This window comes from Flavobacterium arundinis, assembly GCF_038289855.1.
Taxonomy (GTDB): domain Bacteria; phylum Bacteroidota; class Bacteroidia; order Flavobacteriales; family Flavobacteriaceae; genus Flavobacterium; species Flavobacterium arundinis.
Genome location: NZ_JBBYHR010000002.1, coordinates 68,705 through 83,734, shown reverse-complemented (window position 1 = coordinate 83,734; position 15,030 = coordinate 68,705). Strand labels below are relative to the sequence as shown.

Genomic DNA, 15,030 nt, shown 5'->3' with positions numbered 1-15,030 from the left:
AGAGTGTAGCTCAATCTGAAATCTAAAATCTGAATGGCTATTTGTTCTTCTTCGCCTTGATCATCGCTTCCAGCATGTCCCACATTTCTTCCGGAATATCCTCAAGGAGGTTGAACTGGCCTGCGCCTTTCAGCCATTCACCACCGTCTATTGTAATTACTTCACCATTTACATAGGCCGAAAAATCAGAAACTAGGTAGGCGGCAATGTTTGCCAGCTCCTGGTGGTCGCCCACACGTTTGAGCGGTACTTTCTTGGCAAGGTCGAATTTTTCTTTCAGGTCGCCTGGCAAGAGCCTGTCCCATGCACCTTTGGTAGGGAAGGGACCCGGCGCGATAGCATTCGAGCGTATGCCGTATTTTGCCCACTCTACGGCAAGGCTTCGCGTCATGGCCAATACGCCTGCTTTTGCTGTAGCGCTTGGGACAACGTATGCTGAACCCGTCCATGCGTATGTAGTTACGATATTCAGTATCGTCGAAGTCTCCTGTTTGGTATCAATCCAGTGCTTACCAAAAGCCAGTGTACAGTTCTTAGAGCCTTTCAACACAATGTCAATTATGGTATCAAAGGCATTCGCCGAAAGCCTTTCGGTTGGCGATATAAAGTTCCCTGCCGCGTTGTTTAGCAGTACATCCACTTTTCCGTAAGCATCCAATACGGCTTTTAGCATGGCTTCCACTTCATCATAATGGCGTACATCGCACTGCACAGCAAGGCATTTGCCACCGGTTTGCTCTTCCAGCTCTTTGGCTGTGTTTTGTAGTTTTTCAAGGTCACGAGAGGTGATTGCAACTTTTGCGCCAAGCTCCATGAAATATTTTGTCATCGATTTCCCGAGGCCGCTGCCACCGCCGGTAACCACAATCACCTTGCCTTCAAGGGCATTGTCGCGAAGCATTTTATCTGTATAGCTCATATATGTCGTTAGAATTGTTTACACTTGTAAAGATATAAAAAATATTATGCATGCCTTATTGTTTGTGCATTCGGTATTATGTTTCTGTAAATACCTGAACAATCTACGCAACCGTTTTAGTATTTTATCATCTTACTATAAAACCAATTAATTATGAAACACTTACGACTTATTTTTGCAGGCCTCCCGCTGTTACTGCTGGCAGGCTGCTACGGCTATGGCAATGGTGACGACGTTGTGCTTACCGACCCTGCACCGCAACAGTATAATGCGGTAGTGATGGGCCGGACCGAATTTGAAGAAGCGGTACACATGATGCCCGCAAAGCCCATTACCAAAGCAGGCAAAATTTACATCAAGGACAATTACCTTTTTATTAATGATGTGAACAAAGGCTTCCACGTTTTTAATTACACCGACCCACTTAACCCGATCCCGCTGGGATTCCTGAACATTCCGGGTTCAACAGACCTTGCTATGAGCGACAATGTTATGTATATCAACCAGGCTACGGACCTGGTAACGATGCTTTTCCAGGATGTGGGCAATACCGTGATTGTAACCAAACGCAACAGGGATGTTTTTCCTGCGTTGCAATCGCCCAACGGAACCGTAGGGCAGGTAGCAGATAATGAGGTAGTAATCGGGTGGGAAGAAATTTAATAAGCAGCATCATGAAAAATAATATACTCTATTTTACGGCATTTCTTTTTATCCTCTTCGGTTGCTCAGGCGATGGCAGCGGCAGTGACGCGGTAAGCAATGGCGGCCTGGAAAAAGGCGATGGCATGGGCGGCTCACTGGCAGTATTTGCCCTTGTAGGAGATTATCTCTACACCGTTGACCATTCCAGCCTCAGTGTGTTTTCGGTCGTAAATCAGTCAGATCCTGTCAGGGTAAATACGGTCGTAATCGGCAGCGGCGATATCGAAACGCTTTTCGCTCACGGCGATAACCTTTTCATAGGCTCGCAGAATGGGATGTACATTTATTCGCTTGCAGACCCTGAAAATCCGGTACAGGTAACATCAGTGCAGCATTTTACTGCCTGCGATCCTGTTGTAGCCAATGATACCCATTCATTCGTAACACTGCATTCCAATACATTTTGCGGAAACAACGTGAATGCCCTTGAGATTTATGATACTTCGGATCCTATGAATCCTGTACTGGTAAGCAGCCAAAACCTTATATACCCGAAAGGGTTAGGACTCTATGGCAACTACCTTTTTGTATGTGATGATGATATAAAGATATTTGACGTAACCAACCCGGCAGAGCCTGTGTTGGCGGGAAGCATCAATAAAGTATGTTTCGATGTCATCATCAGGGGCGATGAATTGTATGCTATTGGCGAAGGCGGGCTGTACCGCTACCAGTTAAATCCTGCGGATATTACGCAGATAACCTATATGAGCGAGATCTCTTTTTAAGAAAATAAATACACCAAAGCCGGTACAGCAATGCACCGGCTTTTTTTATGGAATAAATTGCAGTTACATATTCACCCTCTTTTCTTTAGGATAGCGCACTTCGTATGATAATTGCTTTTTCACCGACTCCTTTGGCTTCATGTTCAGCTTCCAGGTTAGCAGGCCTTTCTTTTCGTCATAATCGGCGCCACCTGTTTTTACTTCTTCCACTTTTATCTCCTTGTTTTGCGATACCGGTATGCGGTCCATAAGTACAAGCTCGATATCGGTAGCTTTATTGTTGCGTACGGTAATCTCATAATTTTTAGAAATGATGCGTGTACCGCCCAGGAAGGATTTTGCTTTCAGGTCGTCTACCTGCTTGCGTTCTACGATAACATTCGGGTCAACACCAAGCGAGATAACAAGCTCTTCTGTAGTCTGCAACGGGTCAAGGAATGTTTTTCCTGCAAAGCTGCCTTCAAAGTAAATGTTCGCCTCACCCGGCAGCAGGTCGAATTTCTCCCAGTCTTTTACCCTGGCGGTAAGGAATACATTTTCATTAAGTAATGGCGCGGTAAAATATTCATACTTCGCTGGCAGGTCAAACTGGTCGATGGTTATTACGGTAACTTCCTGTGTAGAATCAATGCTGTAGGGTTTTTCAATTTTGAATACAACATTGGTTACGCCCATTTCTTTTATAGCTCCTTCAGATATATTCAATCCTGGAATCTGGCCCTGTAATGTCCCGATAAATGAAACATTCGGCCTTCCTTCAATGGTTTTTGATGTTACTGTAGTCGCAGCAACATTCGACATAACTCTTGAAGTATTGCGATAACCTTCCACCACAACTTCATCCAGTGTCTGAACATCCTCATCCAGAGTTACGTTCATTTGCTGCGCATATATGGGGAGTATCTGGGTTGTCATGCCTATATAGGTAAATGCCAGGTTTTGTCCATTTCCTATCGTGAGGGTATACTTACCATCAAAGTCGGTCTGCACGCCATTATTGGTGCCCTGCTCAAGTACATTCACTCCGGGAATTGGCATACCCAATTGGTCTATAACTGTGCCTGTAACCTTTTTTACAGTAGGATTGTATTTGTAACCGTAGCTTTTTGTGCTGGTTTGCACCGGGCGGTATTCCTGTATAAAGTTGAGGTACTGCGGCAACACTTCCGGCTTGTTGTTATTGATGTTCGGGTCGCCCGTAGAGAGCGTTACCTTTACATCGCTCCAGTCTTCACCGGTATTCTGGTACACGTGTGCTTTGTAGAAAATGCTTAGCGGCTGTTTGATGCCCTGTGTCTTAATGTCATAAATAGGAAACCATCCCGCCTGCGATACATTGTATTTCGTGATGAGATTGAGTGCTACGGGTGCCGGTGCATCTATCTTTACCAGTATTTCGCCACGCTGCTCACGGCTATCATTAGTCAGTTTGCTGTATTCCTGTTGCAGGTCGCTTATCTCCTTGTTTATCGCATTGCTTTTTATGGAGGCATCATAGATTTCGGTTTGTATAGCCGCGTGCCTTTCGCGGTAATACTGGGCGAATGCCGTAACCTGCGCTACGGTCAGGCTTTGCTGCTCGCCATTAAGTTTACGGTTGGTGGTGAGCAGGGTCTGCTCTTCGCGAAAGCCCGTAATGAGGTTTTGCAGTACCGTGTAGCTCCTGCTCTTTTCGGCAAGCTGGGCTTCAATGAGCTTCATTTTGCCGGTGTCTGCTTTTTTATCAATGTAGTTTACCGAATAACTGATAGACAGGATAGAGGCATCCTTAAGGCCGCTTATCTGTATGCTGTTCTGGTCGATAAGCGGGGAGAGGCCTGTAAGGTAAACTTCCGATACGCCTTTCGGCAAATTAACCGCCGCTTCCGATGTTACCTGCGCACCGCTGCGGTATATGGTTACTTCTTTTATGGTCGATTTTGGCTTTACCTCACCCGCAAAAATCAGGGAGGGGAGGAGCAGTAGCAATAGTATCCGTTTCATATCGTTGTTAGTTTTAAATAGGCAATTGTATACCTTAAAACTATAGAGCGACTTTTTTACGGAAAGGTTGGAAGGGTATGTTAATTATTTTCCTTTTTCAAGGCGCTCAAGCAATTCAGGAAGATCAGCAAAAGGGGAGCTGTTTGCGCTTTCCCACGATCTTTTATTGGTGATGCGATTTTTTACGGCAGCGATGCTTTGTGGCTTGTTTGCAGCCAGCAGACTAAAAGACTTGTTTATGGCATCCGGGAAATCGGTTGGGTCGTAGTACATCGATACGTTTACCAAAAGCTCCAGATCGTCCTGGGACAGTTTTTTGCCTTTCAGTTTGTCCAGTGCCTTACTGATTACTGCCTTGTTCTCTTTAGAATCGGTAGATTCGCCATAATGGATATAATTTGAAAAGACAGCCCTTATCCCATCGATCGGTTCATAATAATCGTCCATTCCCGCGCAGTCTTCTTCATCCCAGCATTCGTTACAGGGCTGTACAATATGCACATGGTTTATTTCATCCCGCAGGCTTACAAAAGTAAAATTCCAGTCCCAGCTTTTGGCTTCCCATTTGGCGAGACCTTTGCTTTTATCTGTCCACGAAAAAGTGAACAGCTGCTTATCTGTTGTTCCTTTGGATACACAATCAAATACGATAGTTTTGTTTCCGGTTGCTTTTTTTACTTCAAACAGGTAATCTTCCTGCTGCCCATGAGCCAGCAAATACCACACGTTACCTTCCTTGTAAAGCCTTAGTTGCAAATTGCCGCCATCGCAGGTATTATATACTGCCAATCCGTCTTCCATCTCAGAAAGCTTTGTCCAGTCGGCTGGTATAGAGGAGAGGTCTGCCTGTTTTTGGGAAAATGCTGCCAGCGAAAGGAATAGTAAGCACAAAAAGAGCACCTTTTTCATCATGGAGTGGATTTTGGAATAAATATAGGGAAAAGATTTATTGGTAAGGAATGCGAAATTATATGTGTCACTTTTGCTTACACAAATCCTTCACACTTTTTACAACTTTTACATTGGCAATGGTTTCCATTAGAAAATCTTCGATCTTTGCAATGTCCTGACCTGTGAATTTTGGCGCGCTCAGCCATACAATGGTTTCGCCGAGAATAATTGTGGCATGCACCTGGTGTTCTACCGCTTCTTCAGTGCCGTGCCAGTCGTGGTGCCATAGCAGGTAAGGTTTTCCTGACGGAAGCTTAAGAATCTTATAAGCCGGTTTCATTTTTTCTCCCAAAACTTTTTCTTCGCCTTTAATAAATCGCGTAAGCACGGCGGGGTCACTGCTGCCACTGCCTTTTTTCAGGTAACCGGATTTGTCAAGGAGGTTGTAGTGCAATGCGGTTTCTTCCACATTTACGAGTTCCGGGACATCGCCGGGAGCCACATCGCCGTGGAGGTGTATGGTGAAAATTTTGCCTTTGCTTTTAATCACCCAAAATGAACTTTTGTCTTCACATTTGACAAGGCTCTGCCCGGCCGAGCTGGCGGCAAAAAGCAACAGGAGGCAGTAAGTGGCAATCTTAAGCATTGTTATTTGCCTTTAAGTTTTTCAAGCTGGCCGGTAGCAAATTGTTTTGAGTCCTCATCGCCATATTTCAGTACCAATTCATAGTATTTTATCGCGTTGGGAGTGTCGTTTTTCATTTTGTAGCAATGGGCAATGTTACCCAGCACGATAGTATCCTTAGGGTCGATCTTTTCGGCTTTCAATAAGGGTGGTAATGCTTTGTCAGGCTGGTTTTGGAGCATATAGACAATAGAGAGATTCGAAAGGCTTTCCACATGATGAGGGTAGTATTTCAGCACCCTTTCGGCTATTTGTGCCATGTTAGATAGGAGCAAATCGTCCTGCGTGTTGTACAACTGCATCACATAAGCTTGTATCGAACCCAGCATAAATTTTTTAGCATCTTCCAGCGGCTCATTGCCTTTCCACTTCCATTTATTGCTTATTTTGGACGAATGATCAATAGCCGCAAGTATCTCATTGGTAAATAATTTCCAGTCTTCTGCTTCGCCCAATAGGTAGGTTTTGCCAAAGCGGAGGTCAAGCCTGTCGGGAAATTTCGCAATGCCTTTATTGATATAGTCCAGTGCTTTTTTTGTGTCCCCGGCGTCGTAGTATACTGTGCCGCCTATATAACCGGCGGTGTTACCAATGGAATCAGTAAGCTGCAGCGACTCGCCTTCGGACTCTGCGGTTTGCAGGCTGAGTACCTCTCTCCGGGCATGGACTGCATAGTAATTAAAGGCAGCTACATAAAAGTCGGGGTCGGCAGTACCTGTCTTTTCCCATTTTTTCAAAAGGGCCTGTTGGGCAAGCGTATCTTTTTTCTGTGCCAGCGCGCTGAATTCAGCCAGTGTTTGTCCCGATGCAGCGAAAGAAGCGAATGCAAGCAGGAAGATGGTAAGGCGTTTCATAGAATTGGTTGTTAGGTTGTACCAAATATATCAAACTTTATCTGTCGCCCATTTATTGCAGTACATAAAAAAGCCCCGCAATATGCAGGGCTTCATACTATCTTTACTTAATCGACCAGTGGGTCTATCACGGTAAACTTAGCTTTGAATTCACCAGTGATAAGTCTTTCCGTTCCTCCGGGATTGAACCCATTTAACGCTTGCACATTGTCGAAAACCAGCTTGTAATAGCCATCGGTCATCTCGGTCACATGCACTGTGCCGGCTGCAAGCTGCCAGGCCATATCGCCTTCAACATAAACCCCATTGGCAAAAAGATTGGTGGCTGTTTCTCCCATTTCAAAAATGTAATCCCCGCCATCGTTGCTTTGCCCATCGCGAAGTTCAAGGGTTACGTAAATTGCCTGGAAAATGTTTGTCCCATTGCCTTTTATCAGGCTAAAATGCCTTTGGTCGTTTGTATCGGCACCGCCTGCGGTAAAATAGGTACTGGCACCATTTTGCGATGGCTTGAAATCAACACCATCCACTTTGACCTCCGAGGTCAGTACAGTATTAGGCGCATCATCATTCTTTTCGCAGCCCGTTAGTGCGAAGCCTAAAGCTGCAACAAACAAGAGTAATTTTTTCATAGCGTGAAAATTTTGTGTGAAAGGCAAATATAGCGAAATTGCTTACAGGCAAATAAACCTTATTAAACAATAATACATTTGTTTTTATTTAAGCTTATCAAAATACATTGCATTAATAATAGCAGCCTCACTTGCGGTATTGTTGAAATAGATGAAAGCCTCCTCGAAATCTTTAGTCAGGATTTCGTTATACAAATCGTCCAGATCCTCTTCGCTGTATTGCGAATAAAACAGTTTCGGGTTGCCATGCAACCTAATATAGCCGGTTGGGGTCGTGGCTATGACCTCAGTTGGGAGCTTGGGATAATTGGGGCTGCAAAAAATAATGCCTTTTTCGGCAAATGCATAATACACCTCCTGCCGCCACCAGGTCTCATTGCGGAATTCTACTACATTTCTAAAAGAATAATCAAGGGAATTGGTAATCAGTGCCAGCTTTTCCTCACTATAACTAAAGCTCGGCGGCAATTGGAACAGCACGCAGCCAAGTTTATCGGCGAGGCCTTCCCGGCAGGCGGCGTAGAAATCGGCAATTTCCTGTTTGCAATTATTGAACCTTTTAAAGTGTGTGATACCCTTGTAGGCTTTCGCCGAAAACAGGAAGCCTTCCGGGGTTTTATTATACCAGTTCTGCAGCACCCTTACTGTAGGTAATTTATAAAAGGTTGAATTCAGCTCATATGTATTGAAGTGTTCGCAGTAGTATTTAAACCACTTACTTTTCGGGATATCTTCAGGATAAAAATCCCTTTCCATGATGCCGTGTTATAACTTGAGCAGCCTATGATGAGGTTCTCCTTTTTCATACGTATAGCTTTTGGCAATTATTACAGAAGAAGCTGCGGCGTTTTTTCACGCCTGTATATTCTTTTATAAAAGGCAGGTCACAGCGCAGGCAGGTCTTTTTGGTATATGCCAGCCAGTGCTTTTTCAGTACGCCCTGCTTTTTCCATTTCAGGAATTCAAAACTATAGTTGCGCGCTTCCTCTATGATCTCGTTCATCTTCTTAGGCGGGATCTTTCCTACGGCTGAATTAGGATGCACACGCACCCTGTATAGTACCTCGTTCTTTATGATATTTCCCACACCCGAAAAGATGTCCTGTTCCAGCAGTTCATCGCAAACCAGCTTATCGGGTACTTCCTTAATCTTGGCTTTGGCTTTTTTGGCGTTCCAGTCATCGTTCATTACATCACCTCCCCAGTCGTAATGATCATTTACGTTGCCTTCCAATACTTTTACCGCCGCAGTGTAGAAGTTTAGTTCGCCGGTTTTAAATAACAGTCCCAACCGCAGCAGGCTCTCCTTCCGTTCATTGATGCGATACGTGCCGAACATCAGGAAGTGGATGCGGATAGTAAAGCCGTCGAAGCACAGCAGCAGGTGCTTGCCCCATGTTTTTATCTCTTCGAGTTTTTTGCCTTCAAGGCGCGACATATCGATCTTGGCATTTCCATCGGCGGAAATAACGGTGTGTCCCGAAAAAATATCGGCGGCTTCTTTAGCGATGATTATACTTGGTCCTTCGGGCATGGCTTTTGCTTTATTTAAAGTTACGGCACGTACTTTGCATTGCGATATTCTTTACATTACTTTTAACAGCTTACTATATTTATCTAACCAAAAAACCAAAACATGAAAAATTTATTACTCATTATGATTTTATTTGTATCCTTGTCAGCCGGGGCACAAATCGTCCGTGATAAGAGCGGGATCAAATCAGGGGAGGTAGAACAGAACGGCACATTCCGTGATAAAAGCGGAATTAAATCAGGCTCGATAGACGATAACGGTGCGGTCCGCGACAGGAGCGGCATTAAGACAGGATCTTATGAAAATGGCGTTTTCCGGGATAAAAGCGGGATAAAAATAGGCTCGATTGACAATACTGGGACAGTACGTGACAAAAGCGGCATCAAGATAGGCTCAATAGATAATGACGGTGCGGTTAGGGACAAGAGTGGCATTAAGATTGGTACTGCTGAGGGTATTTCGAAGGAAAGGGCCGCTGCAAAATTTTTCTTTTTTGAATTGTAACAGGAGATTTGATATTGATATGAAAAAAATAAGCGATAAGAAAATGCAGCAAATGACCGAACTGCTGCAAAAACAAAACCTGCTCCCGGTCAGTAATGATGCGCTCTTCAGGTTCATGTCGAACAAGGAAGTGTTTGAGGCATTGCTGGCAAATGGGGCCGACCCCAACTATAACGATTCGTACTTTAAATTTCCCATCCTGTCATTGGCGTACAGCCATGGACACTACCAAGCTTTTAAGCTGCTTTTGGAATATGGTGCCCACCCCAATGTGCCTTCCACTATAAGGGCAGAAAAAACCGACTTGCTGTTCGATCTTTTCTTCTCCTATGTGAAGAATAAAAAATATGCGGATGTGCTGGCTAAGAACGGAGTAAATTTCAATGTTATACTCCCTGATACAGGCGAAACACTGCTGGAATGGATGCTGCGGTATTCTCCCATTGCTACAGATGCCATAAAAACGATATTGGGAAATGGCGGCGATCCAAACCTGCCAAACAGGCACGGGAAAAACATTTTTGAACTTGCTGAAAGTGGAGATATAAGGGTAATAAACTCTTTGATGCCGCTATTAGAGCAGCTCAGGAAATAAGCTGGCTGTAAAAACCATTGACAGGTATCACTTGTGAGATACACGGATGAATAAAGTATAAAAGCCCGCTTATCTTTTGGACAAGCGGTCTTCTGCATTTATAAACAATAAACTACTACAAACCAAAGGCTTCTTTCAGTTTTTTTGCGGCAAGTGCCTGGGCATCTTTAGCCTGCGGCACTACGGTCGCCATCCCGAAGAACTCGTGGGTAACACCATTATACAACTCATAAGTCACATCAATATCGGCATCTTTAAGTTTGTCGGCCAATAGTTTGCCTTCGGTTGCCAACGGGTCAATTTCTGCACCTATTATAAGCGTTTTAGGGAAGCCTTTCAGGTTGGCTTTCACAAGGCTTATCCTTGGGTCGGCTCCCTGTGCTTCATTTGCAAGGTAATTTTTTACGAACCATCCCATCATCGCTTTGTTCAGTGGTTTGGCCATAGCATATTTGGTATAGCTTTCATTGGCCATGTCATTGTTGGCTACCGGATAAACCAATACGGCATACAGCGGCATCTGTATCTTTTTGTCGCGTGCCATCATGCTTACGTTAGCGGCAAGGTTACCACCTGCGCTTTCGCCTGCAACAGCAATTTTAGCCGGGTCACCGTTAAATGACGCCGCATTTTTAAGCACCCACTGGTAGGCATCGAAAGCTACGTTGTGGGCTGCCGGGAATTTCTTCTCCGGCCCTTTAGGGTATTCAACAGATACTACAATAGCACGTGTCTGCTCGCAAAGTCCCTGTGCGCCTCCGTTATACGTATTGACATCGGCAATTACGAAGCCTCCGCCATGGTAATACACAATTACAGGGAACGGCGCTTTACCTTCTTTTGGCGTATAGATGCGTACATGGGTCGTACCGCCGTTAACCGGGATCTGCTTGCCAATAGTATCGCACAACGCAGTAGGCATTGCCATGTTGTGCTCCTTCATAACAGCCATTACAGCATCGGTAGGGGTGGGCTGCATGCGGGCTTCTTTGGCATCAAGGGTTTCGATGGGCTTTCCGCCAAGCGAACCCAGCTTCTCGATAACCACCTGCATTTCAGGCTTGATGGACTTGCCCCACTCGGGCGCAGGGTCGGCAGGTTCGAGCTTAACCTCTTTGTTCTCGCTGACAATGCTGTCATTCATTTTTTCTTCAGGTGTGTCGGATTTTTCTTTTTTGCAGGAAAACATCATTACTGTGAGCGAACACATCAGGACGGATTTTGCAAGGATAGACATTCTTGTTTTCATAAAATAGGTAATGTAAAAATTAGTTTCACTAAGTTAGTTTTTAAGCTATTAACTAAAAGTTAAGGGCATTCCCAAACTTTTGTGAATTATATAATTGTAAATTGTAAATGACGAGGTAGGGAAACTGGCTGTATAGCGGTTATAAGGTGAACAAAAACCAACCGCTTCATCGATGGAAATAGTACGCAAATCTTTAAAGATATTTTCGCTGGCCTGTATCCTTTTTGCTTTTTTACCTGCCTACAGCCAAAAAGAGCTGTGGGGTTACAGGGCCGTGCCGGCTAACAAACAGATCGTAAAGGTGCCGCTTAATGGGACCAGTGCCGATGTGGAAGTAATGCATGATTTTGACCCAACAGGTATTTTGGGCAGGAACCCCTTCGGGAGGCTGCTCCAGGCTTCAAACGGAAAGCTATATGGTGTCGCAGGCTCACCCGGCGGGCAGGATATTCCCAATGGCGTAATTTTCGAATATGATCCCGTACTTCAGCAATACCGGGTGCTGGACAATGCCATAGTGAACGGTCCTGTCTCGGAATTGATAGAACCTTTGCCAGGATGGCTTTATGGCACTACGAACAATGGAACCTCGATCTTTAAATACAATATTGAGACAGAACAGGCCAGCATCGTTGCAACGATCCCTCCCTTCAATTACCAGTTGGGCCAGCGCCAGCCAAATTTCAATGGTGAGCTTATGAAGGCATCCGACGGCAATCTTTACATAACCACAAGCATGGCTCCTTCGGCACAGAACGTTCCTTATCCGGGAGGCATCTATCGTCTTAACCTTACCAGCGGCCAGCTTACCAAGGTCTTTGTTTTTAGCCTGGACGGTTCTGACGTAAGGGACCCGGTATCTGGCACAAAACTGGTAGAGGCCTCGCCGGGAAAATTATACGGTACGTCATTAGGCGGATCGCATGTTGGGCCACAGGGCATAGCGCCGGAAGGCAGCGGCACAATATTCGAATATACTATTGCTACCGCTACTATGGTTAAAAAATATGATTTTGACTATGCAGTGAATGGCAGGAGCCCAAGCCCGATCATAAAAGACGGTGACAAGCTTTATGGCGTACTTCCGGGTTTTCAGGACGACAGCCAGGACTATCCTAACCCTCGCGGGTTATTATTTGAATATAACCTGGCCTCAGAAGCAATGGCGATCCTGCACAGCTTTACCCAGGATGATGACCAGATAAGAAGCCCGAACGGCATGCTGTTGAAAGCATCGAACGGAAAATTTTATGTTGGAGCCATTAATGGGAATTATGAGATCGACCCGGCTGCCGGTATCGTAGTGCGGAAAGTGACTGACGGTTCCGCTTACGGATATTACCCGCTAATCGAGGTTTGCCGCAAGCCTGCCTACCACTTCTTTGAAACGGCTTCTTTCACGGCCTGTGAGGGAACTCCCTTTTCATTTGACATACAAAACACCAATGCTGCAACGTATGTATGGAAAAGAGGTTCGACAGTACTGCCTTCCCAAACCACAGGAGTATTGCATTTTGATAATGTCAGCGTTGCCAATACCGGAATTTATACCTGTACCATAACCAACGAATGCGGCACCACTATAACCATGCCTGTGCAATTGAATGTTGAGGTTTGTATGGGTATAGATGAGTTGAGTGGATTTAATGACATTAAGCTTTACCCGAATCCGGCTACCAATATTCTTAACCTGACATTACCTGACCCGCCTAACTTCGAAATACAGAAAGTTTCGATAATCAATATGATTGGACAAACAGTTTATACAGGCGCCGGCAGTGATACGCACATGGATATCAGTTCCCTGAATGCGGGAATGTACCAATTGCTGCTTATAACGGATAAGGGTAACCGGAGCTCGAAATTTATAAAAGAGTAAATCCTTAAAAGGTATGTAGAGTCAACGTAACTAGACAATAGTAATAAATGATCAATTATACAATGGCAGGAAAACCACAGTCAATGCGCTTATCATACAGGAAATAAACCAATTATACCCTATGAATATATTATTTAAGAACAAAAGCGGCCAACTGTTATTTGCCCTTTTATTTATCATTTTGCCTGCCTACAGCCAAAAAGAACTTTGGGGCTACCTGAAGACCGGCCAGGGTGAGAACCAGATCATAAAAGTCCCCCTTGACGGCATTGCAGCGGACACACAGGTGATGCATACCTTCGATGCCACCGGCCTGACGGGGGAGTATCCCAGTGGCAGGTTGTTTGAAGCCTCTAATGGTAAATTATACGGCATTGCTATCTCCGATGGCGGACAGGACATACCTCTCGGTGTATTATTCGAATATGACCCTGTACTGCAACAGTACAGGGTGCTGAACAATACCATAATTAATGGTGGGTACGGCAGCCTTTTCGGGCTTATAGAGCCTGTACCCGGCGTGCTCTATGGCACAACGAACAACGCAGCTTCGATCTTTAAATATAATATTGACACGGAGGAGGCCAGCATTGTTGCAACCATCCCCGTATTCCCTTATCAATTGGGCACCCGCCAGCCAACGCTAAACGGTGAGTTAATGAAAGCATCTGACGGCTACCTGTATGCGACCGCCGGTATGGCGCCATCATCGTCAAACACGCCTTTCCCCGGAGGTATTTACCGGCTTAATATCGCCACAGGGCAGCTTACCAAGTCGTATGTCTTTGGCACTGTTGAGGGTAATGACGTAAGGAATCCTGTATTTGGTACAAAACTCGTTGAAGGCGCGCCAGGCAAACTATACGGCACAGCCGGAGGCGGCCAGCATGTAGGGCCGCAGGGTGTGGCACCGGATGGGAGCGGAACTATTTACGAATATACTATTGCCACAAATACCGTGGAAAAAAAGTATGATTTTGATTATACCACCATCGGTTGCCACCCGACACCGATAATCAAAATTGGCAACAAACTTTACGGGGCTTTGACAGGACTCTCCTATAATCCCGGTAACTATCCTAACGGAGATGGCTCATTGTTTGAATATGACCTTACTGCCCAGGCTCTTACTGTCCTGCATGTTTTTGATCATATTCAGGATGACCAGGTGAGGACCCCAATAAATTCATTGCTAATGGGATCGAATGGGAACCTGTATGGCGCTAATGTATACGGGCACTATCAATTTGACCCCATTACCGGTATAGTGAACCGAAAAACTACACCGGGCATGCCCTACAGTTCTGAAGGCCTTATCGAGATATGCAGGAAGCCCGCCTATCAATCCTTTGAAACTTCATCATTTGTAGTTTGTGAAGGCAATTCTTTCTCATTCGATATACACAACACCAATGCTGCCACTTATGTCTGGAAAAAAGGCTCGGCGATAGTGCCTTCGCAAACAACAGGAATACTAAGCTTTGAAAGTGTTACGCTGGCGAATACAGGAATTTACACCTGTACCATGACCAATGAATGCGGTACTACTGTAACCATGCCTTTGCAGCTGACTGTTGAAACCTGTATGGGTGTTGATGCTATGTCCGCTTTTAATAATATTAAGATTTACCCGAACCCGGCTACAGACATTCTTAACGTGCAATTGCCCGATAACCCGGATTTTGAAATACAGAAAATTTCGATAATCAATATGATAGGACAGACAGTTTATGCAAGTGCCGGAAAAACAATGGCTATCGATATCAGTTCTTTAGGCACAGGCATCTACCAGCTTTTGCTTACAACGGACAAAGGAGACCGGAATGAAAAGTTCATTAAACAATAATTTGCTATACACAACATAAATCATAA

At 44.9% G+C, this 15,030-nt stretch carries 15 protein-coding genes; 6 read left to right on the top strand and 9 right to left on the bottom strand.

All coding sequences use genetic code 11. The features are described 5' to 3' along the window. Positions 1-37: 37 nt before the first annotated feature. Entirely contained in the window at positions 38-919 is an 882-nt protein-coding gene (locus tag AAEO56_RS03415; protein WP_341695627.1) for an SDR family oxidoreductase, read from the bottom strand. A 153-nt stretch (positions 920-1,072) separates the two neighbouring features. Between AAEO56_RS03415 and AAEO56_RS03410 the strand changes: the two genes are divergently transcribed. Together AAEO56_RS03410 and AAEO56_RS03405 are read left to right on the top strand one after the other, a co-directional pair. Further along, positions 1,073-1,582 (top strand): hypothetical protein, encoded by a 510-nt coding sequence (locus AAEO56_RS03410; protein ID WP_341695626.1) that lies wholly within the window; start codon positions 1,073-1,075, stop codon positions 1,580-1,582. Positions 1,583-1,593: 11 nt separating this feature from the next. After that, on the top strand, positions 1,594-2,352 hold the full coding sequence (locus AAEO56_RS03405; RefSeq protein ID WP_341695625.1) for an LVIVD repeat-containing protein: 759 nt from the start codon (positions 1,594-1,596) through the stop codon (positions 2,350-2,352). Positions 2,353-2,415: 63 nt separating this feature from the next. Here AAEO56_RS03405 and AAEO56_RS03400 read toward each other — a convergent pair whose 3' ends face one another. From AAEO56_RS03400 to AAEO56_RS03370, 7 genes are all read right to left on the bottom strand, one after another. Continuing rightward, a complete protein-coding gene (locus AAEO56_RS03400) occupies positions 2,416-4,335 on the bottom strand; it encodes a mucoidy inhibitor MuiA family protein (protein WP_341695624.1) in 1,920 nt (639 codons plus the stop codon). Positions 4,336-4,419: 84 nt separating this feature from the next. Further along, entirely contained in the window at positions 4,420-5,247 is an 828-nt protein-coding gene (locus tag AAEO56_RS03395; RefSeq protein ID WP_341695623.1) for a hypothetical protein, read from the bottom strand. Between the two features lie 64 nt (positions 5,248-5,311). After that, a complete protein-coding gene (locus AAEO56_RS03390; protein WP_341695622.1) occupies positions 5,312-5,872 on the bottom strand; it encodes a hypothetical protein in 561 nt (186 codons plus the stop codon). Positions 5,873-5,874: 2 nt separating this feature from the next. Further along, positions 5,875-6,765, bottom strand: coding sequence for a tetratricopeptide repeat protein (locus tag AAEO56_RS03385; protein ID WP_341695621.1), 891 nt, complete (start codon positions 6,763-6,765; stop codon positions 5,875-5,877). A gap of 107 nt (positions 6,766-6,872) precedes the next feature. Then, on the bottom strand, positions 6,873-7,397 hold the full coding sequence (locus AAEO56_RS03380) for a hypothetical protein (protein ID WP_341695620.1): 525 nt from the start codon (positions 7,395-7,397) through the stop codon (positions 6,873-6,875). 84 nt (positions 7,398-7,481) lie between these two features. Next, positions 7,482-8,153 carry a DUF72 domain-containing protein gene (locus AAEO56_RS03375; RefSeq protein WP_341695619.1) on the bottom strand — a complete coding sequence of 224 codons (672 nt, stop codon included), beginning with the start codon at positions 8,151-8,153 and terminating at the stop codon, positions 7,482-7,484. 46 nt (positions 8,154-8,199) lie between these two features. Beyond that, positions 8,200-8,931: a DNA-formamidopyrimidine glycosylase family protein gene (locus AAEO56_RS03370; RefSeq protein ID WP_341695618.1), complete on the bottom strand. Its 732-nt coding sequence runs from the start codon at positions 8,929-8,931 to the stop codon at positions 8,200-8,202. A 102-nt stretch (positions 8,932-9,033) separates the two neighbouring features. Between AAEO56_RS03370 and AAEO56_RS03365 the strand changes: the two genes are divergently transcribed. Together AAEO56_RS03365 and AAEO56_RS03360 are read left to right on the top strand one after the other, a co-directional pair. Then, a complete protein-coding gene (locus AAEO56_RS03365) occupies positions 9,034-9,435 on the top strand; it encodes a 5-fold beta-flower protein (protein ID WP_341695617.1) in 402 nt (133 codons plus the stop codon). A 19-nt stretch (positions 9,436-9,454) separates the two neighbouring features. Further along, positions 9,455-10,030, top strand: a complete 576-nt coding sequence (locus AAEO56_RS03360; RefSeq protein ID WP_341695616.1) for a hypothetical protein — start codon at positions 9,455-9,457, stop codon at positions 10,028-10,030. Positions 10,031-10,145: 115 nt separating this feature from the next. On the opposite strand, the gene AAEO56_RS03355 is transcribed toward AAEO56_RS03360, so the two are convergent. Next, positions 10,146-11,279, bottom strand: coding sequence for an alpha/beta hydrolase (locus tag AAEO56_RS03355; protein ID WP_341695615.1), 1,134 nt, complete (start codon positions 11,277-11,279; stop codon positions 10,146-10,148). A 172-nt stretch (positions 11,280-11,451) separates the two neighbouring features. Here AAEO56_RS03355 and AAEO56_RS03350 point away from each other — a divergent pair, with 172 nt between their 5' ends. Then, positions 11,452-13,158 carry a choice-of-anchor tandem repeat GloVer-containing protein gene (locus AAEO56_RS03350; protein ID WP_341695614.1) on the top strand — a complete coding sequence of 569 codons (1,707 nt, stop codon included), beginning with the start codon at positions 11,452-11,454 and terminating at the stop codon, positions 13,156-13,158. 121 nt (positions 13,159-13,279) lie between these two features. Beyond that, complete coding sequence (locus AAEO56_RS03345; RefSeq protein ID WP_341695613.1) at positions 13,280-15,004, top strand: T9SS type A sorting domain-containing protein; 1,725 nt, start codon at positions 13,280-13,282, stop codon at positions 15,002-15,004. Positions 15,005-15,030 lie beyond the last annotated feature (26 nt).